The sequence below is a fragment of the Mucilaginibacter phenanthrenivorans genome, assembly GCF_024721155.1.
Classification (GTDB): Bacteria; Bacteroidota; Bacteroidia; order Sphingobacteriales; family Sphingobacteriaceae; genus Mucilaginibacter; species Mucilaginibacter phenanthrenivorans.
Genome location: NZ_JAHVAP010000005.1, coordinates 475907 through 496189, shown reverse-complemented (window position 1 = coordinate 496189; position 20283 = coordinate 475907). Strand labels below are relative to the sequence as shown.

Sequence of the window (20283 nt, the reverse complement as noted above, 5' to 3'; positions counted from 1 at the left end):
GTCGTTTTAACCGGTATTGTTACCGCGAAACGCGGTTTTTATGCCTTGCAAAAACTTGCAAATGAGTTTTTGTTTATAACGACCTGGCTGAAGGCAGTTATAAACAAAACAACGCATCACATCGCGCATATAACATCGTTGATAATGAGATTTATAAACTCATTTTGCCCTGTTGCCCGATACCTTCATTTGCAATAATCAATTATTCACCTGCGGCAAATTATGTGTCGCCACTTAACCATTTTTTATGAAAAAAACTCTAAATTATTTATTAGGCATCCTGGCGATCCCGACATTAACAAGATGCAGTAAGCAAGAAATTGCTGAATTAAGCGTAAAACCAATTATTACAAACACTAATAAGTCGTTCGACGCAACCAGTTACGTATTATTTACAATATAAATCTCCGATAGATGACCGCAACCTGGAAAATTTTAACTTTTTTAATGGTATTTAATTTTTGTACATCAATAAAGGCGCAAAAAAAGAATGTTGCGCTAAGCCCCCCCATGGGATGGAACAGTTACAATTGTTACGGTATGACGGTTCATGAGGATGAGGTAAAAGCAAATGCTGATTACATGGCGCAAAACCTGAAGGCGCATGGCTGGCAATATATAGTGGTGGATTTTTTATGGTCCTTTGATAGCCGAAGTGGCGACCCGTTTCAAAAAAGACTTAAAGATGGCTCATATAGCCCCTGGCTGGCAATGGACCAATGGGGGCGTCTAACACCTGATACAATTAAGTTTCCGTCGGCATTGCGAGGTAAGGGGTTTAAGCCATTGGCTGACTATGTCCATTCGCTGGGGTTGAAATTTGGTATTCATGTAATGCGTGGCATCCCACGCCAGGCAGTATGGGCAAAATCACCCGTAATGGGCACTAATGGCATAACTGCTGATATGATAGCCGATACTAATTCAAAATGCGCCTGGATGAACCACATGTATGGCCTGAATATGGCTAAACCCGGTGCGCAGGAATACCTGAATTCAATATTGAAGTTATATGCCGCTTGGGACGTTGATTTTATTAAGGTTGATGACTTATCGGCTCCTTATAGCATTGCGGAGATTGAGGGCTATCGGGAGGCAATTGATAATTGCGACAGGGACATCGTGTTCAGTACATCACCGGGGGCTACGCCTATTTATAGAGCCGATAACTTAAAACAAAATGCCAATATGTGGCGGGTAGCCAATGACTTTTGGGACGAATGGCCCGCCGTATTGCAAATGTTTAATTATGGCAAACAATGGGAAGGCCTTGGCGGCCCCGGCCATTGGCCCGATTGTGATATGATACAGATAGGCAAGTTGTCAAAACGAGGCCCTGTAGGTCCCGAGCGTTATAGCAAATTTACAAAAGACGAGGAGTATTCGCACATGACATTTTGGACCATCTTCCGCTCCCCGTTAATTTTGGGCGGCAACCTGCCCGAAAACAGGGAACAGGAATTGAAACTGTATACAAACGATGAGGTGATATCCGTTAACCAACATGGAACCGAACCGCGCCAGTTATACAAAACTAATGATGCAATGGTTTGGTATTCGCACGTGCCCGATAGCAAGGATATTTATGTCGCTTTATTCAACCTCGCGGCACAGCCGCACGATGTAGATGTAAACTTTGCCCAACTTGGCCTGAAAGGAAAGGTAGCCGTCCGGGACCTTTGGAAAAAAAAAGATGTAGGTACATTTAAAGAAGGATATAAAAAAACAATCAATACACACGGTGCCGCTTTGTTAAAACTATCGGTGCTTAATTAAAGTCATCTTAGCGGTAATACACGCTCAAATAAAAAACTATAAAGGAGAGTTTTAAGCACGCGAGACGGTCTTAGTAACAGTTTTTGAAATGATAAACACTAATTTCCGATACCAGTGTATTTCAAATAAGGTCGCTATTTATACAAAACTTTTAAAAAAATCTGCAATGTTTGAGCGCATTCCGAATAAAGAAAATGTCCATTTATCCTTATAAAATAAGTACAAAAAAACTAATATTATAAACTTTCACAATGAAAAAAATATTACCCATTTCAAGTTTGTGCCTGTTCCTGTTCACTGCAACAAGCTTGCAAGCGCAAAACCCAATTATCCAAACCACATTTACAGCCGATCCGGCACCTATGGTATACCACGACACCGTGTTTTTGTATACAAGCCACGACGTGACTACATCTTACGATTTCAATATGCAAGATTGGCGCTTATTTTCAACCATAGATATGGTGAATTGGACCGACAGGGGCGCGCCGTTATCGTTAAAAACATTCTCATGGGCAAATAAAGAAGCCTGGGCCGGGCAGTGTATTTTTCGTAATGGTAAATTTTACTGGTATGTGCCAATGAACCAGGCCGACGGCAAAGGTATGGCTATTGGGGTAGCCGTTGGCCCAACAGCCGAAGGGCCATTTATTGATGCCATTGGCCATCCATTAGCTTATACTGGTCGTGGCGATATTGATCCTACGGTATTTATTGATACCGATGGGCAGGCTTATCTGTATTGGGGAAACCCACAGTTGTTTTATGTGAAATTAAATCAGGATATGATCTCTTATTCAGGAGAGATACAAACAGTGCCGCTTACGGAGCAAGGATTTGGGAAACGTACCGGAAATTCCAACCGTTTTACCCAATACGAGGAAGGGCCCTGGTTTTATAAACGAAACAATTTGTACTATATGGTATATGCTGCCGGTGGTGTGCCGGAGCACATAGCTTATTCTACCAGTATGGGGCCAACTGGTCCTTGGGTGTACCGGGATACAATTATGCGCAGTATTAAAAAACGCGGCGCATTTACAAACCACCCTGGGATGATAGATTACCATGGTAAATCCTACTTTTTTTATCATAACGAAGCTTTACCAGGCGGAGGGGGCTTTACAAGGTCGGTTTGTGTTGATCAATTTACTTATCAACCTGACGGTACAATCTCTATGATCACCCCGACTACCGAAGGCGTGACCGAAGCAGTAGGAAACCTGGATCCTTTTGTTCGTCAGGAGGCAGAAACAATAGCCTGGGAATCGGGTGTTAGTACCGCAACAGGTAATAATGGAATATACGTAACAAATATAGATAGTGGTGATTATATTAAAGTACGAAGCGTCGATTTTAAAAGAGACCCAAAGTCATTTTATGCGAATGTGGCAGCAAATACTGATGGAGGTAAAATAGAGATACACATTGACAGTCCCACCGGTTTCTTACTGGGCACTTTATCCGTAAAAAGCACAGGCGGTTTGGAAATATGGAGAACCCAATCTGTTGCGGTTAACAAAGCAAGTGGTATTCACGATGTGTACTTTGTGTTTAAAGGTGGCCAGGGGCATTTGTTTAATTTCAACTGGTGGAAATTCAATTCGAAATAAATAAGGGCTTAAGAATTTACTTAATATAAGGAATAATCGATGTCGATGAATTTCGATGAAGTTGATAAAGTTGGGCTACCCCGTGAAAAAAACGGTGCGCATGAGAAAATACTGGATTTCAGGCGTTCTATTTCAGACGAAGTAACCAGTCTGCCAATGTTTGAGTGCAATCCGAATAATGGAAATGCCCCGTTGGCCTTTTAAAATAAGTGTAAAAAACACAATAAATAATATTAAATTTCAAGATGAAAAAATTATTATCCATTTCAAGTTTGTGCCTGTTCCTGTTCACTGCAACAAGCTTAAAAGCGCAAAACCCTAAGCTTACGCTTGATTTAACTAAACCCGGCGCAAACGTAAGTCCGCAACTGTATGGGTTGATGACCGAAGAGATCAACCATTCGTACGATGGGGGTTTGTATGCTGAGCTGATAAAAAACAGGATATTTAAGGACAACCCAAATACGCCGGAAGCATGGAGCCTGATCAAGGAGGGTGGCGCGAAGGCCACAATTCAATTAGTTGCCGCAAACCCCGGCAATGTACCCGTCGATCAGCAGCGCCAGGCAATTAATGGCGCGTTAACTACTTGTTTAAGACTTTTGGTGGATACAGGCGGTGGTAGGGCAGGTATTGCAAATGAAGGTTATTGGGGCATACCTGTTTTGCCTAATACAACTTATAACGCTTCTTTTTATATTAAGGGTACGGACAACAAGCCATTCCCCCCCCGCCCCTGGGAGCCCAAGCCTACAGTTGCTGTTCCGGTAATTGCTGATAATACCGCCGGGCCTATAACCGTAAGTATAGAAAGTAATGATGGCAAAACGGTATATGCTTCGGGGATCATTAATTTGGTAAAAAGTAGCTTTTGGAAAAAATATGAACTTAAATTAACAACAAGCGCTGATGTTAAACCAACATCTGATGCCCGTTTTGTTATTTCTACTAACCGCACCGGTGTTTATTATTTTAACCTCGTCTCTTTATTTCCGCCAACTTATCATAACCGCCCAAATGGAAACCGGATAGACATAATGAAATTATTGGCTGATATGAAACCCCGTTTTTTACGTTTTCCCGGCGGTAATTTCCTTGAAGGCCCAAAATTGACCGATGCATTTCCGTGGAAAACTACTTTAGGCGCGCTTGAAAATCGCCCCGGCCATATTGGCTCATGGGGCTATCGCCCTACCGACGGAATGGGCTTACTTGAGTTTTTAGAATGGTGCGAAGACCTGAAAATGGAACCACTGCTTGCTGTTCATGCCGGCTATTCGCTCGACGGCGACCATGTGGATGCAGGCCCGCTTTTAAAGCCATATGTAGATGATGCGCTGGATGAAATTGAATATGTTACGGGCGACGTACACACATACTGGGGCGCTAAGCGCGCGGCAGATGGGCACCCGGCACCTTTTAAACTCAGCTATGTGGAAATTGGTAACGAAGACGGGTTTGACGACTCTGGCAGTTACAATGGACGTTTTGCCCAGTTTTGTGATGGCATTAAAGCCAAATACCCTAACCTGCACTGTATTTCTAGCATCGGCGGTAAAGATTGGCTTGGAGGAAGAGGTAAATTAACAATTCGCAAGCCCGAAATTGTAGATGAACATTATTACCGCACTGCCTGGGAAATGGAAGAGGATGCGGCACATTATGATAACTACGACCGCAAAGGATATAAAGTTTTTGTAGGTGAATGGGCAACCCGGGAAGGCATACCCACCACCAATTTAAATGCCGCCCTTGGAGATGCCGCCTGGATGACGGGTATGGAACGCAACTCAGACGTGGTTATCCGCTCATGTTACGCGCCGTTGTTTGTAAATATAAATAAAGCAACGGCAACCGCGCCAAAGGCATGGCAGTGGGATTCGGACCTGATAGGTTATGATGCATTGACAAGCTATGGGTCACCATCGTATTACGTGCAGAAGATGTTTAACAGCTATATTGGTAATAAGTTAGTTCCTGTGGCTGGTGTAAATATACCAACCCAAACGCGGCCGGCTAATAAAACCGACAGCGCGGCGAACAAAATACCCGAACCCATACCAGCCATGTTTTATGTAGCTACCCGGGACACCAAAACAGGAAAACTGTTTCTTAAAGTAGTAAATGCAACAGGCAAGCCTCAATCGGTTGACATCAACTTAAATGGCGCCGGAAAGTTATCACCAGAAGGTATGCTGGTAGTAATAAAAGGCGACAAGCCCGAGGACACAAATACGATCAGCGACCCAAAAAAAATAGTTCCGGTTACCAGCAAAGTAAACGGGATCAGTAAAAAATTTACACGAACATTCGATGCCTACTCGGTAAGCGTACTTCAAATAAATATATTAACTAAGTAATTGAAACCAGCTAAGAATAGCAGGACAAAAAAACAAATGTGAATATGAGAAATACCATTTACAGGCTATGGATGACGGCCTTAATTATCACGCTTGTAGTGCCGTGTTTATACGCACAAAAAGCCACCAATCCCATTATTTATGCAGATGTACCGGACATATCAATAGAGCGTGTAGGTAATAGCTATTACATGAGCAGCACAACGATGCACATGAGTCCTGGTGTACCGATTATGAAGTCGAACGACCTGGTGACCTGGAAGACGGTGGGTTATGCATATGATACGTTAGGAAACGTTGATGCATTAAATCTCACAAATGGCAAAAACGCATATGGGGAGGGTTCGTGGGCAAGTTCTATTCGTTTCCATAATGGCACCTATTATGTAAGCACATTTTCTGCAAATACCGGCAAAATGCACATTTACAGCACTAAAAACATTGAAAAAGGTCCGTGGAAAGCCATGTCATTTGCCCCCGACCTGGGTGATCACTCCTTGTTTTTTGATGATGACGGAAAGGTTTATATGATCAGCGGGAGCGGAGATTTAAGGTTAGTTGAATTAAACAAGGACCTTTCCGGCATAAAGCCTGGCGGAACAGACCAGGTTATCATTAAAAAGGCAAACGTGCCTTCGGGCGGCATTGGTCTCGGTCCGGAGGGCTCCCAGCTGTTTAAGATAAACGGCAAATATTATCTTTTCAATATTACATGGCCACCGGGCCACGTACGCACTGTTATAATCCACCGGGCAGATAAAATCACCGGCCCGTACGAAGGACGAATTGGGCTACAGGATCTGGGCGTGGCGCAAGGTGGATTGGTTGAAGCGCCAAATGGAGCCTGGTATTCTTATTTGTTCCGTGATTATGGCTCGGTGGGCCGTATTCCCTATTTGGTACCTGTAAAATGGGAGGATGGATGGCCCGTTTTGGGCACCAACGGCAAAGTGCTGGATACACTCGACCTGCCGGCCAGTAAAGGTTTGATCCCAGGCATTGTGGCTTCGGACGAGTTTACCCGTAAAAAAGGCGAACTGGCATTACCACTGGTTTGGCAATGGAACCATAACCCGGATAATAGTTTGTGGTCTGTTACAGCGCGGAAAGGGTATTTACGACTCACCACTGGCAGGATTGACACCGATTTTGTGATGGCACGAAATTCATTGACACAACGCACTATTGGGCCTGTTTGCTCGGGTTCGGTATCGCTCGATATTGCTAAAATGAAAGATGGTGATTTTGCGGGTTTGGGCCTTCTGCAAAAAAATTACGGGTTGGCTGGTGTAAAAATAACCGGGGATAGCAAAGCTGTCGTAATGATCAATGCAAGCACCGGAAAACCTGTGGAAGTACAAAAAATCCCCTTAAACCAAAAGGTAGTATACTTTAAGGCGGAATGCGATTTTACGAACAGAAAAGACGTGGCAGACTTTTTTTATAGCCTCGACGGGAAAACATGGATACCATTGGGCACACAATTAAAAATGGCCTATACCTTCCCGCATTTTATGGGCTATCGTTTTGCTTTGTTTAATTATGCTACAAAAAATATAGGGGGAGCGGTTGACTTTGACTTTTTTCATATAACAGATTCCATTTCCCAGGAAAAGTAAAGCAGGGTAAATTAACGAACGCAAAAAAAATAAAAAATTGAAAAAATATGTCTTACTGTTATTATGCTTACAGGACGTGATACCTCATTGGTGCTGATTGATCTTATAAAACAAATTAAAAATTCGTGATGAAAATTAGATTATTAGCGGTTGCAATATTATGCATTTTTGGTTATTTAAAAACATTTGGCCAGGAGGTCAATAATGCCATCGGGAAAGCGCAGCCCTTCCCTTATGCTTCGGTTGTATTAAAACCGTCATGGATAAAACAAAGAGAAGACTTGAACACAAGGTATGTTAAATCTCTTGACCCCGACAGGTTATTACACAATTTTAGGGTAAATGCAAAATTGCCCTCTAACGCTAAGCCTCTTGAAGGCTGGGAAGCACCGGATGTTGGATTGAGAGGCCATTTCACCGGACACTATCTTTCCGCCGCTTCGTTATTGGTAGAAAAGTATCACGATACATTATTAAGCAAGCGGCTTAATTATATGATAGACGAATTATACAAATGCCAGCAAGCTTTGGGCAACGGTTACTTAAGCGCATTTCCGGAAAGCGAATTTGACATATTGGAAAGAAACTATGGTGGTGTATGGGCACCGTATTATACTTATCACAAGATCATGCAGGGCCTGCTGGATGTTTTTGTGCGTACCAAAAACAAAAAGGCATATGTGATGGTCGTGGAAATGGCGGCTTATGTCAATAACAGAATGTCCAGGCTTGATAAGGAAACCATTGAAAAGGTACTTTACACCCCAGAGGCGAATCCTGCAAACGAATCCGGTGCAATGAACGATGTTTTATATAAACTCTACAAAATTTCAAAAGACCCTAAGCACCTGGCACTCGCGAAAATATTCGACCGTGATTGGTTTGCCGTTCCTCTGTCAAAGAACGAAGATATTTTGAATGGGCTGCACTCCAATACGCATTTAGTATTGGTCAATGGATTTGCTCAGCGATATTCCATTACGCAGGAAAATTTATACCATGATGCTGTAGTGAATTTCTGGGATATGCTCATTAAGCATCACGCCTATGCAAACGGATCAAGCAGCGGGCCACGGCCTAATGTTGTCACACCCACATCACTCGCTGCAGAACATTGGGGCGTGCCTGACCATCTCAGCAATACGATGACAAATGAGATTGCAGAATCATGTGTAACACACAACACGCAGAAACTAACTTCAACGCTTTTTTCATGGACAGCCAATCCGATCTATGCCAACGAGTACATGAATGCATTTTACAATGCAGTGTTGCCAACACAAAATTCCCTCACAGGAAATAATGTTTATCATTTACCGCTTGGTTCTCCCAGAGTTAAGGCTTTTTTAAAAGAGAATGATTTTCGCTGCTGCAACGGCACAAGCATCGAGGCATTTGCTTTATTAAATTCAGGAATTTATTTTCATGGCCATTCTGATTTGTGGGTTAACCTGTACATTCCCTCCAAAGTTGCATGGACTGAAAAAGGTATAGTATTGGAGCAACAAGGCAATTTTCCCACAGACTCCACGGTAGAATTTACTGTTTCAGCAAAGAAGAAGGTGGTTTTTAATCTTAATTTTTTAATTCCCGCCTGGGCAGGAAAAGTAGATATATATGTCAATGACCAAAGGCAGAATGCAAATGTTTCGCCTTCATCCTATTACAGTATAAATCGTAAATGGAAGAACAATGAAAAAATAAAACTGGTTTTCCACTACAATTTTTATATCAAGGCTATGCCTGATGATCCAAGAGTAGTGGCCATATTTTACGGTCCCAATCTCCTGGCATTTGAGACCGCATCTGAGGTCATTTTAAAAGGAACAAAGGAAGAGATCCTGAAAAACCTGTCAGTATCCGATAACAACCTATTTCATTTAGCTGACGAGGGGAGAATTTACTCACTCCGCCCACTGTATGACATTGGAGATCAATCATACGGAGTATACGGTACTATCAGAGGGTATTAATGGAGGAGAGCGTGATCTGAATAAAAACTTAACCCCAAATCCAGGATATTAGTTAACAAATTTGGTTTAATTTGTAGCACTAGGTGGATATTCCGGGAGGCCTGATCAGGCTGCTCCGTGCGCTTTGGAGCACCGCGTTGTGTAGGCAATTAAAAAAAACGGAATTAATAATCAATAAATCAATATGGTCAAAGTGTTATGGAATTAATTGTTTGCTATTCCGGAACCTGCGCTCAGGATAACAGCCGTCGCCGAATCTAAAAACTCTTTTTTATGGTGTTCACCTATACCAAAACCATCAAGCCCGACCTGATCGGCCAGCTCAATCCTATGGAGCAATTGCTCCATAGCATCCACACTGCTTAATGTATTAAGAGTGCCATACATTGCTGAAGCAAAACTGTCTATTCCTATTTCCATGATAGTAAAATTATTTAATTACAATGAATGTAAAAAAGAAATGCGTGCTTTTTAGGAGCAACCATTTCTTATTGGCTAGTACCTAACTAGAAGACTCCTGATAAATAAAGACTTTATCAGGTTTTTTTGATTCGATAAAATATCGTTAAATAAGAAAATCGTTTGTTTCCAGGTAGTGCTGGTTCGAGTTCGAGAAACATTGTTACTGAAAAATACTCAAAATATGATTCTCAATTAGCTCCAAATCGTTTTATAATTTGGAACTAAAGGCGTTTCAATGTAAAACAATTCACCGTCTATCTCAAACTCCACTTCCAGGTTTTCAAGATTTGAGATTCGAACCGCATCATCTGATGTTAAAGCATTACCATCTATGACGGTATCGCCTTTTAAAACATAAAACGTATAACTACTATTTTTATTTAATTGTAAATTATACTTACTTTTCTTATCGAAAAAAAGGCGTTTGATTGATAAACCCGGCGTAAGCACATTGGCAATACTTCCTTTTCCGACATAAATAATTGTTTTAATTCCATCTTCAATTATCGGTTTAAAATCTTTGCAATGATAATCTGTATATGATGGCGCTTTTTTTATTGCTTCATTAAAATTAGGATCAAACCAAATTTGGAAGTTCCGTGTTCCCTTAGTAATTCTTTCCTGGTGCTGAATTCCGCTATTTGACTGAATAACTTGAAAATCTCCTGTTTCTAACGGTGTCCAAACTTTTGTTGCCGTGTTGTAATGTGATACATTTCCATCTAAAACAAAAGTCATTATTTCAAACCCTTCGTGCGGATGCAATCCAAACTCACATTGGTCAATTGCTCGTGCGTGACTCCAATAAAATAGACTGGAATATGGTTTAACATTATCTTGGGCTCCATTAGCTACCGGTTTGTTTGCAATAAAATTACCATTGAATATAGTTCTATTAAACTGGTCTTCTTTTTTTAATAACTGTATCATTTTTATCCCCTTTTTTAATGTTGTGGCATACAAAGCATCCCAATTGTTGCATATCCCTGCCATTTATCCTGCGTCCGTTCCGACAGGACCAAACGGCCCTACACTTCCTGAGGTAAAAGACAAATTCTCAGCCTCAGTGCAGAAGAGCGATATTGGAATTTCTATAACAAATATCCTGACCTGATGATGAAATTGCCACAAAAGTACATCGCCGGTTACATAGGCGTCACGCCTGAATTTTTAAGCAAGATGAAAAGCAATGGTTTACGAAAGTCGTAATCTTGAAATCCTGAATAAAAAAGCGGGTATTTTTCATTAAATAATTTGGATACTCATTTAAATTTCAGATATTTAGGTATAAATAATGGAGATCTATGATCTCTAAAAACAAGTTTTCAAGTCATACTATCGATTCAGATCCAGGCCATTCCGCCTACCCTGGATGAACTTGTAGCAAAAGGGCATCCCGTCCGTATTGTAAATGACATCGTTAAGAGGATCAATATCGATCATTATAAGAACATGGCAGCACCAGGCTCCGACAATCCGTGTGTCGCTTTTTTTCAGTAGCTATGTGCTTGCTTCGGTCCGTTTGGACCACAATAAACACAACCAATAATCTGGTAATTTTGATTTGTGCCGTAAGCTATATGTATTGTCAATACCTTAGGTGGGGTATTTATAAGTGGCTCCGGAGTCGTTTTTGATTTCTCATAGCCCCTTAACGTATCTATGTTTTATTTGATAAATCTTTTATATTTTTTGATATATTAATAACCAGCGAATATATCTTACAGGGCTATATACTATATTAGATGACCAATTAACCATTAAAGCCCCTATTTGAAAGGCATCTAACAATTTATATATGACTACAGAAAAAGCATTTTGGCTTTGGGAGTTTTTAGGTCGGCTGCATCCGCTGGCGGTGCATTTCCCGGTAAGCCTGTTGTTGCTGGCTGCAATACTTGAACTATTCACGCTAAAAAGTTTCCAGTCAAAATTCCGCCCGGCCATAAACGTACTTATTTTAACCGGCGCGGTTTCTGCAATTATCTCGGCTATCTTCGGATGGTTGCTTTATCAACACGGCGATTACAATGGCCAGATACTTAAAATCCACCAATACCTTGGCTTTATAATGGCCGGGCTGAGCGCCGCCGTGTTGGGAATGCTTTATTTGATTCGTACGCGAGGCGGCCTTATTGGGGCTTACCGCATTGTGCTTTTTACCACCGCCATAGGTGTATCGGCAGCCGGCCATTTTGGCGCCAGCCTCACCCATGGCGATAACTTTTTATCAAGCACCCTGCCCTGGGATAAGGATTATGAACCGGTTGCTGCCAGACAATTTAATTTGGCGGCCATTAAATCTGATTCTGCCAAATTAACCAAACAGCAGGAAATGGAATTGAATACGGATGTGCGCGCCATTTTTGCGCACAACTGCTACCAATGCCATGGGGCGGAAAAAATGAAGGGCGATTTAAGGTTAGATGGAAAACACATGGCATTTAAAGGCGGCGAAGATGGCGCGGTAATTTTACCAGGAAACGCATCGAACAGTGAGTTGTACAAACGCATATCATTAGCTCAGGACGATAAGCATGTTATGCCGGGCAAGGGTAAAAAGCTATCCAGTACAGATATTGCGCTCATACAATTTTGGATAAATAAGGGTGCCCCGTGGCCGGATGATGGTAAGCAGGTTATCTTTCGCGTAGCTAAGCTTGAACCGCGCAACCCGGCTTTACCTGCAGCAACAAGCAACCTTTCTAATCCTGTTGATCTTTGGACCAATAAATATTTTGCAAAAAACAATATAAAATGGGCTAACCCTGTAAACGACCATATTTACTTAAAACGGATTTACCTGGATATAATAGGTTTAGTGCCCGCTCCATCGGACTTTGATCGCTTTGCAAATGATACCCGCGCAAATAAAAGAGAACTTTGGGTTAGGGAGCTGCTAAACAGGAAAGATGATTATGCAATGCACTGGTTAAGTTTTTGGAACGATGCCCTTAGAAACGATTATACGGGAACCGGGTACATAACCGGCGGAAGGTTTAATATTACAAACTGGTTGTATCAATCATTAAGAAACAACAAGCCTTATGACCAGTTTGTAAAAGAATTAATTAGTCCAACTGAGGCATCTAAAGGTTTTGTGGCGGGTATAAGATGGCGCGGTGTGGTAAATGCAAGTCAAAAAAACGAAATGCAGGCAGCCCAAAATGTTTCACAAGTGTTTTTGGGGTTAAATTTAAAATGTAATTCATGTCATAATAGTTTTATTAGCGATTGGAAACTAACTGATGCTTATGCTTTTGCCAACGTGTTTGCCGATAGTACATTAGAAATAAACCGGTGTGATAAGCCAACCGGAAAATACGTAGATGCAGGAATGCTCTGGAAGCAACTGGGCACTATAAATAGTAAGGCGTCATCCGCCGAAAAACAGCGTGAATTGGCAGAGAACTTAGTGCAGCCTGCTGATGGGCGATTATACCGGACCATTGTGAACAGAATATGGGCACAAATGATGGGGCGCGGTATTGTGGAGCCGGTAGATGTTATGGATAACGCCCCCTGGGACCAGGATCTGCTGGATTGGATGGCCTTTAACTTTGTGGCTAACAAAGCTGATTTGAAGGAATTGATTTATCAAATAGCTACTTCCCGAACCTATCAATTGCCCTCTGTGGCCTTTAAGGAAGTCTCTTTTGTGAGTAATCCAAATTATAAATTCCGAGGGATGTTACGAAAAAGGATGTCGGCCGAGCAGCTTACAGATGCTGTAAGCAGCGTAATATCGCCTGTTTTTGTTGAGAACGATATGAAATATAATCCCATCGATAAGGCGTTAAATAAAGATAATGTCAAATATCCATTTGTAAGGGCGTCCCTTGTAGCGAATAACGAATTTTTAACCGCATTAGGAAGGCCCAATAGAGAAACGGTAGCCACAAGCAGGGACTCGCAAGCCAATTTGCTTCAAGCGCTGGAGCTAACGAATGGCGAAAGGCTTACCGCGGTGCTGAAACAGGGTGCACAGCGTTGGCAGGGACAATACTCTGATCCTAACCTGTTGATTAAAGAATTATACAGTAGGGCATTGGGCCGGCTACCCTCAGAAAAGGAATTTGCTGTGGCTAAAAAATCGTTAGGTATGTCGCCAAATACCGACGCAATCCAGGACCTGTTTTGGGCGGTAGTTGTTTCGCCAGAATTTCAAATTATTTATTGATAATTACTATTTAGGAATTGATTAATACTTTTTAACATGTACTGGAACAGACGGGAGTTTTTAAAAAATACAAGTACGGCAGCGCTGGCGGCTATGGCTGGCGGAATTCCGCTAACCAATTTATTGACATCGTGCAACAAAAAAAACCTGCATTCAACTGCGGACACGGTTATTTTACTTTGGATGGCTGGCGGCATGGCTCATACCGAAACATTCGACCCCAAAAGATATACGCCCTTTACAAAGGGGATGCAGGCAAATAGCGTGTTAAGTACTTTTAAACCGATGCCTACAGTGTTAGACGGGATTAACTTTTCCGAAGGATTACAATCAATTGGGAATGTACTGAACAAAGGCACGCTCATCCGGTCATATATGGCTGCTGATATGGGAAGCATCCTGCATTCCAGGCATCAGTATCATTGGCATACGTGTTATAAGCCTCCTCAATCCGTTTCTGCGCCCCATATCGGGTCATGGATAGCAAAGGAATTAGGCCCGTTAAATCCGGTCATTCCGGCATTTGTAGATATTGGGCAACGGTTTACGTTGGGCGAGGGGGAGGAGCTGAAAGCTTTTCATACAGCGGGGTTCCTCGGTAATGAATTCGGACCGTTCCTGGTACCGGATCCATCATCAGGACTGGAGAGCGTGCAACCCCCGGTGGGAATGACATCCGCCAGGTTTGAAAAACGTAACGAGCTTTATCACGATTTGATAAGCAACAGCCCAATAGGGGAGTTTGGTAGCGATTATCAGAAGGAGTCGCTGAAAAGATCAATGGAACAGGCTTATATTTTATTAAGGTCGCCAGAGGCTAAAGCGTTTGATTTGAGTTTGGAGCCGAAACATATTTATGACGTTTACAATACCGGTAAATTCGGGTTGGGTTGCCTGATGGCACGTCGGCTTGCCGAACAGGGGGCGAGGTTTATAAGCGTAACTACCGAATACGAACCTTTTAAAAATTGGGATACACATGATAATGGCTATACAAGGGCCATCGATATGAAAAAACAAATAGACGGCCCTGTAGCACAATTAATCAAGGACTTGGAGCGTACTGGCAGACTGGATAGAACCCTGGTGATTTTAGCCAGTGAATTTAGCCGGGACATGATGGTTGAGGGACGGCCAGACGCCAAAGTTCCGGAACAGGTGATCCAGCCGGATGTGATCCAGGATATTAAAAACTACGGAATGCACAGGCACTTTACCGGGGCTGGTTCAATGCTGATGTTTGGCGGAGGCATAAAAAAAGGCAGCGTATATGGAAAAACGGCTGATGAAAGGCCGTGCAAAACAATTGAAAATCCAATAGTGATAGACCAGGTTCACCAAAGCATTTACCATGCGCTGGGCATAGCACCCGATACCAATTACGTTGTGGAGAAACGCCCGTTCTACACAACGCCCGATGGGTTGGGTAAACCTGTGATGGAGCTGTTTGCATGACAGGTTTTTATTACCCTTATCATACACAGACGAGAACTTTTCGGTAGCACGACTACTGCAAAAGTTGAATGAAATTGCAATGGCACAGGGCGAAATACCTGGGAAATTTTTTGGCTCAGAAAATCAAAGAGAAAATCTGAGCCATTATATTTTAATGCTTTGTCAGTTATAATCCTTCATCGTGTTGAGTAATATCCAACCCGGCAATTTCTTCATCTGCCGATACTCTTAGCCGGCTTATAGAATCCGTTATTTTCAGCAAAAGCAACGAACCAAAAAAAGCAAATGCAGATACGGCTACCAATGCTATAATGTGAACATAAAACAAGTGAGTTTCACCATAAAACAGGCCGTTTCCTGTTAAGTTACCACTATTAACATTTTTATGGGCAAACACCCCTGTAAGCAGCATACCAACCATGCCGCCAACCCCATGACAAGGGAATACGTCCAGTGTGTCATCAATTGACGTCTTTGATCGCCATAATACAACCAAATTACTCACACAAGCAGCCACAATACCAACAATTAATGAATGGGATATTGTAATAAACCCTGACGCCGGAGTAATGGCGACCAGACCAACTACTGCTCCAATACATGCTCCCATAACCGATGGTTTTTTGCCGCACATAATATCAAAGAATATCCATGCCATGGCCGCTGCTGCCGATGCGGTTGTGGTGGTCGCTAAGGCGGTGGCTGCAAGTGTACCGGAGCCAAGTGCAGAACCCGCATTAAAGCCAAACCAGCCAAACCACAGTAATCCGGTACCTAATAATACATAACTTATCCTTGCTGGCGAGTGAACGGTTTCGTTCCTTTTCTTTAAATAAAGTGCTGATGCAAGGGCCGCCCATCCTGCAGACATGTGTACTACTGTACCGCCTGCAAAATCCAATACGCCCAATTTATTTAATAAACCATCGGGATGCCAGGTTGAGTGGGCAAGCGGACAATAAATAAATACACAAAACAGACATATAAATATAATATATGAATTAAAACGTATCCGTTCGGCAAAGGCGCCGGTGATTAAAGCTGGTGTAATCACCGCGAATTTTAATTGGAACATTGCAAATAGTACCAGCGGTATTGTTGGTGCAAGTTTCCATGTAGCATTTCCAAGCATGCCTTTCATCATAAAGAAGGTACGCGGATCGCCGATAACACCACCAATGGAATCGCCAAAGGCAAGGCTAAATCCAAATATTACCCATATAACGGTGATCACCCCCATACATACAAAACTTTGCAGCATGGTTGACAAAACATTTTTCTTAGTCACCATTCCACCATAAAAAAATGCGAGGCCAGGAGTCATGATCAGCACGAGCGCGGTAGCTGTAAGCATCCAGGCTGTATCACCGGAATCTATTTTATTATTAGGAATAGTTACAGTTTTAACCGAAGGGAAAACGAGGGCAAGGGCTACAATAAATATTAACGCGCCAAAAGGTATAAGTTTTTTCATTTTTTATAAGTTTTAGAGACCATTTACAAAAACTAATAAACACAGTGGTTATACACTTGCTGTATTTTAATACCCTGATCCCTTTTAATTGTATCCGGCAAGTGCAACTCTTGAGTTGCACCGCCTTTTACAATATTGATTAAATCAGGGGTATTTACGTCATATAAAAATTGGTTGAATTTGGTGCCGATTTTAGTATCCACCAATAACAATTCTTTTATTCATTTTACCTGGTAGTTTCATCAGTTTTCCGGTATGCCCATCCGAAAATGAGCGGGAATACCCAGAGGCTAAATACCATGGCACAAAGAATGCCGCCTATTACCACCCTGGCCAGCGGTCTTGAACTTTCGGAACCTATACCATGTGATAAAGCGGCAGGCAGTAGTCCTATGGCGGCCATCAGCGCTGTCATCATCACAGGTCTTATCCTTGAATTTACGCCAAGTTTCATTGAGCTGTAAAGCGACTGGTGCTGACCCTTCATTTTTTCCAGGTTTTGTTTGAAAACAGTCATCAGCAATACGCCATCCTGGATACAAATACCGAACAGTGCAACAAACCCGATACCCGCCGAAATACTGAAATTGGTCCCGGTAATCATCAATGCAAGGATACCGCCTACGATAGCAAAGGGCACATTCAGGAACACCAATGTGGCGTCTTTAAAATTGCCGAACATGACAAAAAGTAATAGGAAAATAAGCGCCAGACTTATCGGCACCACCAGCGTAAGGCGTTTTTCCGCGCGTTGCTGGTTCTCGAAATCGCCCTGCCACACCATGCGGTATCCCCGTTTCAATTTCACTTTCGCGTTTACTTTTTGTTGCGCCTCGGCAACAGTGCTGCCCATATCCCGGTCACGCACCGCAAATTTAAGGGTGGCGAACCGCTCGTTCCCTTCTCTGAGCAAATAACAAAGGCCTGTTTTTTTGGTTATGCTTGCTATTTCCTTTATGGGCACCTTTGCTCCGCTTGCCGTAGGCACCAGCAGGTTGCCAATATCTTCGGGGGTTTTGCGATATGCTTCAGGGAAACGGATCCTGATGTCAAACGTCCTTACGCCTTCGTATAAAGTAGATGCTGCCTGGCCGCCTATAGCCATAGCAATTACTGTGTTTGCATCGGCAGTAGCCACGCCATACTGGGCCATCTTTTGCTGGTTAAGGGTAATATCCACTTCGGGCGAGCCAACGTTTTTTATAATGCCCAAATCGTCCATACCCCTCACGCCCTTTAATATGTTATAAATCTCCTTTATTTTAGGTTCCGAGTAATTTAATGAGTCGCCGTATATTTTTACGCAAATAGAACCCTTAACACCCGAAATCGCTTCATCCACGTTATCCTCAATAGGTTGTGAGAAGTTAAGATCAAGGTTTGGAAATTTCGCCTGGATCTGTTTGATGAGTTCGTCCTTCGTGATCTTTGGTTTCCAGTCATCCTCGGGGTACAGCTTTATATTAAACTCATCAATGTAGAACCCCTGGACATCTGTTCCGTCATCGGGCCGTCCAACTTGCGATATCGCAGATTGGATTTGCGGAAAAGTCAGCAATGTTTTACGTATCTGTTTTGCCAGTTCTACTGATCTGTCGAGCGATATGCTGTAGGGCAGCTCCACCCTTAACCATATTGAGCCCTCATCCAGTTTGGGCAAAAACTCACTACCTAAAAACTTAAAGCTGTATAAGCCTATGGCCATTGCGACTAAGGATAGCGTAACAACAGTTTTTTTGTATTTGAAGGCTTTTGTGAAACCCGATAGCATGAAGCTGGTTAAATAATGTACAAATGGGTTGCGCTTTTCGTGTACGTTTTTATTAAGCAGCATGCTAATAAGCACCGGCACCAGGGTAAGCGTGGTAATTAAAGCGCCTAGCAAAGCAAAGCCAAGCGTGTACGCCAGGGGCGAAAACATTTTTCCTTCTACCCGCTGAAAGGCAAACACCGGCAGCAATCCGGTAATGATGATCACTTTGGCAAAAAAAATGGTTTTACCAAATTGGGCGCCATTATCTGTAATGATGTCTGTTTTAACCATTTTGTTAAAACGATCCATCCCCATCTCATGGGCTTTATGATCAAGTACCACAAACATACCCTCCACCATCACCACGGCTCCGTCAATGATGATCCCGAAATCGACCGCGCCAAGCGAAAGCAAATTGGCCGACATCCCCATCAAGTGCAGGCAAATGAAGGCAAAGAGCAGCGCCATGGGGATAATAATAGCAACAATAAGCGTTGTTCGCCAGTTGAACATGAACAATGAAACCAGCAGGGTTACCAGCAATATACCTTCTATCAGGTTATGCAACACAGTATGTGTGGCGTAGTCTATCAGATTGGTCCTGTCGTAAAAAGGTATTAATTTGGTATCAGCAGGCAGTACATTATTGTTTATGTTGTCAATTTCCTCTTTAACCGCTTTGGTTACTACGGAAGGGTTTGCATCTTTACGGATCACGATGATGCCCTGTACAACGTCTTCCTCGTCGGCTGTTGTTCTTTTACCATCTTTACGGATTATTGCGTTGTTCCGTGCTATCCAGCCAAGCCTGGGCACATTTGTTAGCGATACTGTCGCCACATCGCTTACCAGCAGCGGCACGCCGTTGTTGTTGCTGACAATGACATTTTCTATATCATGGATATCCTTCAATAAACCGATTCCCCTTACAGCAAAGGCCTGGTTATTTTGATTGATGACGTCGCCGCCAACATTAACGTTGGTTTTTTGTAAAGCTGTAAATACATCTAATGGGGTTATCCCTAAGCTGGCTAGTTTTCCCGGATCGACTGTTACTTCGTACATTTTTGATTTTCCGCCAAAACCGTCGACTTCAGCAACACCTGGAACGGCCTCTAACCGCCTTTCTATCACCCAGTCCTGCATGGTTTTTAGTTCCGTTGGGTTTCTTACAGAACTTTTGAGGGTGTACCTGAATACTTCTCCGGTAGGGCCGGTGGGGGGCTGCACCGAAGGACTTACACCGCCCGGCAAATCGGCATTGCCTAATAAATTCATTATCTGCTGCCGCCCTTCAGGGTCAGTTACGCCGTCTTCAAATTCTACCTTTATCAAACTCAATCCAAAAACAGTGATAGAACGCAGGCTCACTTTTTTCTGAACCGGGTTAAGGGCGATCTCCAAAGGGATAGTAACCAGCTTTTCAACCTGTTCGGCGCTTTGGCCCGGCCATTGGGAAATCACTACTATTTGGGTACTGGTAACATCAGGATAAGCCTCTATCGGCATTCCTCTAAAAGTTATTATCCCGGCTATAATTAATACAGCAGAGAGAAATAAAACGAGGTACTTGTTTTTTAAGGAAAGGCTAATAATGCCTCTCAGAAAGTTGTTCATA

Annotated in this window: 13 protein-coding genes; 9 read left to right on the top strand and 4 right to left on the bottom strand. The window is 42.6% G+C overall.

From position 1 onward, the window contains the following. The first annotated feature begins 247 nt into the window (after positions 1 to 247). From KXD93_RS14330 to KXD93_RS14300, 7 genes are all read left to right on the top strand, one after another. Positions 248 to 403: a hypothetical protein gene (locus KXD93_RS14330; protein ID WP_258137835.1), complete on the top strand. Its 156-nt coding sequence runs from the start codon at positions 248 to 250 to the stop codon at positions 401 to 403. A 44-nt stretch (positions 404 to 447) separates the two neighbouring features. After that, positions 448 to 1776: a glycoside hydrolase family 27 protein gene (locus tag KXD93_RS14325; RefSeq protein ID WP_258137834.1), complete on the top strand. Its 1329-nt coding sequence runs from the start codon at positions 448 to 450 to the stop codon at positions 1774 to 1776. A gap of 251 nt (positions 1777 to 2027) precedes the next feature. Continuing rightward, positions 2028 to 3389, top strand: a complete 1362-nt coding sequence (locus KXD93_RS14320) for a glycoside hydrolase family 43 protein (protein WP_258137833.1) — start codon at positions 2028 to 2030, stop codon at positions 3387 to 3389. 39 nt (positions 3390 to 3428) lie between these two features. Then, entirely contained in the window at positions 3429 to 3593 is a 165-nt protein-coding gene (locus KXD93_RS14315) for a hypothetical protein (protein WP_258137832.1), read from the top strand. Between the two features lie 41 nt (positions 3594 to 3634). After that, positions 3635 to 5749 carry an alpha-L-arabinofuranosidase family protein gene (locus tag KXD93_RS14310; protein ID WP_258137831.1) on the top strand — a complete coding sequence of 705 codons (2115 nt, stop codon included), beginning with the start codon at positions 3635 to 3637 and terminating at the stop codon, positions 5747 to 5749. A gap of 44 nt (positions 5750 to 5793) precedes the next feature. Further along, the gene (locus tag KXD93_RS14305) at positions 5794 to 7368 is read left to right on the top strand and encodes a glycoside hydrolase family 43 protein (protein WP_258137830.1); all 1575 of its coding nucleotides are present in this window, start codon (positions 5794 to 5796) and stop codon (positions 7366 to 7368) included. Between the two features lie 128 nt (positions 7369 to 7496). Beyond that, complete coding sequence (locus KXD93_RS14300; RefSeq protein WP_258137829.1) at positions 7497 to 9341, top strand: beta-L-arabinofuranosidase domain-containing protein; 1845 nt, start codon at positions 7497 to 7499, stop codon at positions 9339 to 9341. 204 nt (positions 9342 to 9545) lie between these two features. Here KXD93_RS14300 and KXD93_RS14295 read toward each other — a convergent pair whose 3' ends face one another. Continuing rightward, positions 9546 to 9761 carry an LLM class flavin-dependent oxidoreductase gene (locus KXD93_RS14295; RefSeq protein WP_258137828.1) on the bottom strand — a complete coding sequence of 72 codons (216 nt, stop codon included), beginning with the start codon at positions 9759 to 9761 and terminating at the stop codon, positions 9546 to 9548. A 234-nt stretch (positions 9762 to 9995) separates the two neighbouring features. Further along, a complete protein-coding gene (locus tag KXD93_RS14290; RefSeq protein ID WP_258137827.1) occupies positions 9996 to 10733 on the bottom strand; it encodes a pirin family protein in 738 nt (245 codons plus the stop codon). Between the two features lie 868 nt (positions 10734 to 11601). Here KXD93_RS14290 and KXD93_RS14285 point away from each other — a divergent pair. Both KXD93_RS14285 and KXD93_RS14280 read left to right on the top strand, forming a co-directional pair. Next, the gene (locus KXD93_RS14285) at positions 11602 to 13983 is read left to right on the top strand and encodes a PSD1 and planctomycete cytochrome C domain-containing protein (RefSeq protein ID WP_258137826.1); all 2382 of its coding nucleotides are present in this window, start codon (positions 11602 to 11604) and stop codon (positions 13981 to 13983) included. Positions 13984 to 14019: 36 nt separating this feature from the next. Beyond that, positions 14020 to 15438: a DUF1501 domain-containing protein gene (locus KXD93_RS14280; RefSeq protein ID WP_258137825.1), complete on the top strand. Its 1419-nt coding sequence runs from the start codon at positions 14020 to 14022 to the stop codon at positions 15436 to 15438. Between the two features lie 166 nt (positions 15439 to 15604). Here KXD93_RS14280 and KXD93_RS14275 read toward each other — a convergent pair whose 3' ends face one another. Both KXD93_RS14275 and KXD93_RS14270 read right to left on the bottom strand, forming a co-directional pair. Next, complete coding sequence (locus tag KXD93_RS14275) at positions 15605 to 16912, bottom strand: ammonium transporter (RefSeq protein WP_258137824.1); 1308 nt, start codon at positions 16910 to 16912, stop codon at positions 15605 to 15607. Between the two features lie 226 nt (positions 16913 to 17138). Then, the gene (locus KXD93_RS14270) at positions 17139 to 20282 is read right to left on the bottom strand and encodes an efflux RND transporter permease subunit (protein ID WP_258137823.1); all 3144 of its coding nucleotides are present in this window, start codon (positions 20280 to 20282) and stop codon (positions 17139 to 17141) included. Between the last annotated feature and the right edge of the window lies 1 nt (position 20283).

What these genes read in the sequence shown, in the direction of transcription:
- KXD93_RS14330 (WP_258137835.1), top strand. Translation starts at nt 248, where the DNA reads ATGAAAAAAACTCTAAATTATTTATTAGGCATCCTGGCGATCCCGACA.
- KXD93_RS14325 (WP_258137834.1), top strand. Translation starts at nt 448, where the DNA reads ATGGTATTTAATTTTTGTACATCAATAAAGGCGCAAAAAAAGAATGTT.
- KXD93_RS14320 (WP_258137833.1), top strand. Translation starts at nt 2,028, where the DNA reads ATGAAAAAAATATTACCCATTTCAAGTTTGTGCCTGTTCCTGTTCACT.
- KXD93_RS14315 (WP_258137832.1), top strand. Translation starts at nt 3,429, where the DNA reads ATGTCGATGAATTTCGATGAAGTTGATAAAGTTGGGCTACCCCGTGAA.
- KXD93_RS14310 (WP_258137831.1), top strand. Translation starts at nt 3,635, where the DNA reads ATGAAAAAATTATTATCCATTTCAAGTTTGTGCCTGTTCCTGTTCACT.
- KXD93_RS14305 (WP_258137830.1), top strand. Translation starts at nt 5,794, where the DNA reads ATGAGAAATACCATTTACAGGCTATGGATGACGGCCTTAATTATCACG.
- KXD93_RS14300 (WP_258137829.1), top strand. Translation starts at nt 7,497, where the DNA reads ATGAAAATTAGATTATTAGCGGTTGCAATATTATGCATTTTTGGTTAT.
- KXD93_RS14295 (WP_258137828.1), bottom strand. Translation starts at nt 9,761, where the DNA reads ATGGAAATAGGAATAGACAGTTTTGCTTCAGCAATGTATGGCACTCTT.
- KXD93_RS14290 (WP_258137827.1), bottom strand. Translation starts at nt 10,733, where the DNA reads ATGATACAGTTATTAAAAAAAGAAGACCAGTTTAATAGAACTATATTC.
- KXD93_RS14285 (WP_258137826.1), top strand. Translation starts at nt 11,602, where the DNA reads ATGACTACAGAAAAAGCATTTTGGCTTTGGGAGTTTTTAGGTCGGCTG.
- KXD93_RS14280 (WP_258137825.1), top strand. Translation starts at nt 14,020, where the DNA reads ATGTACTGGAACAGACGGGAGTTTTTAAAAAATACAAGTACGGCAGCG.
- KXD93_RS14275 (WP_258137824.1), bottom strand. Translation starts at nt 16,912, where the DNA reads ATGAAAAAACTTATACCTTTTGGCGCGTTAATATTTATTGTAGCCCTT.
- KXD93_RS14270 (WP_258137823.1), bottom strand. Translation starts at nt 20,282, where the DNA reads ATGAACAACTTTCTGAGAGGCATTATTAGCCTTTCCTTAAAAAACAAG.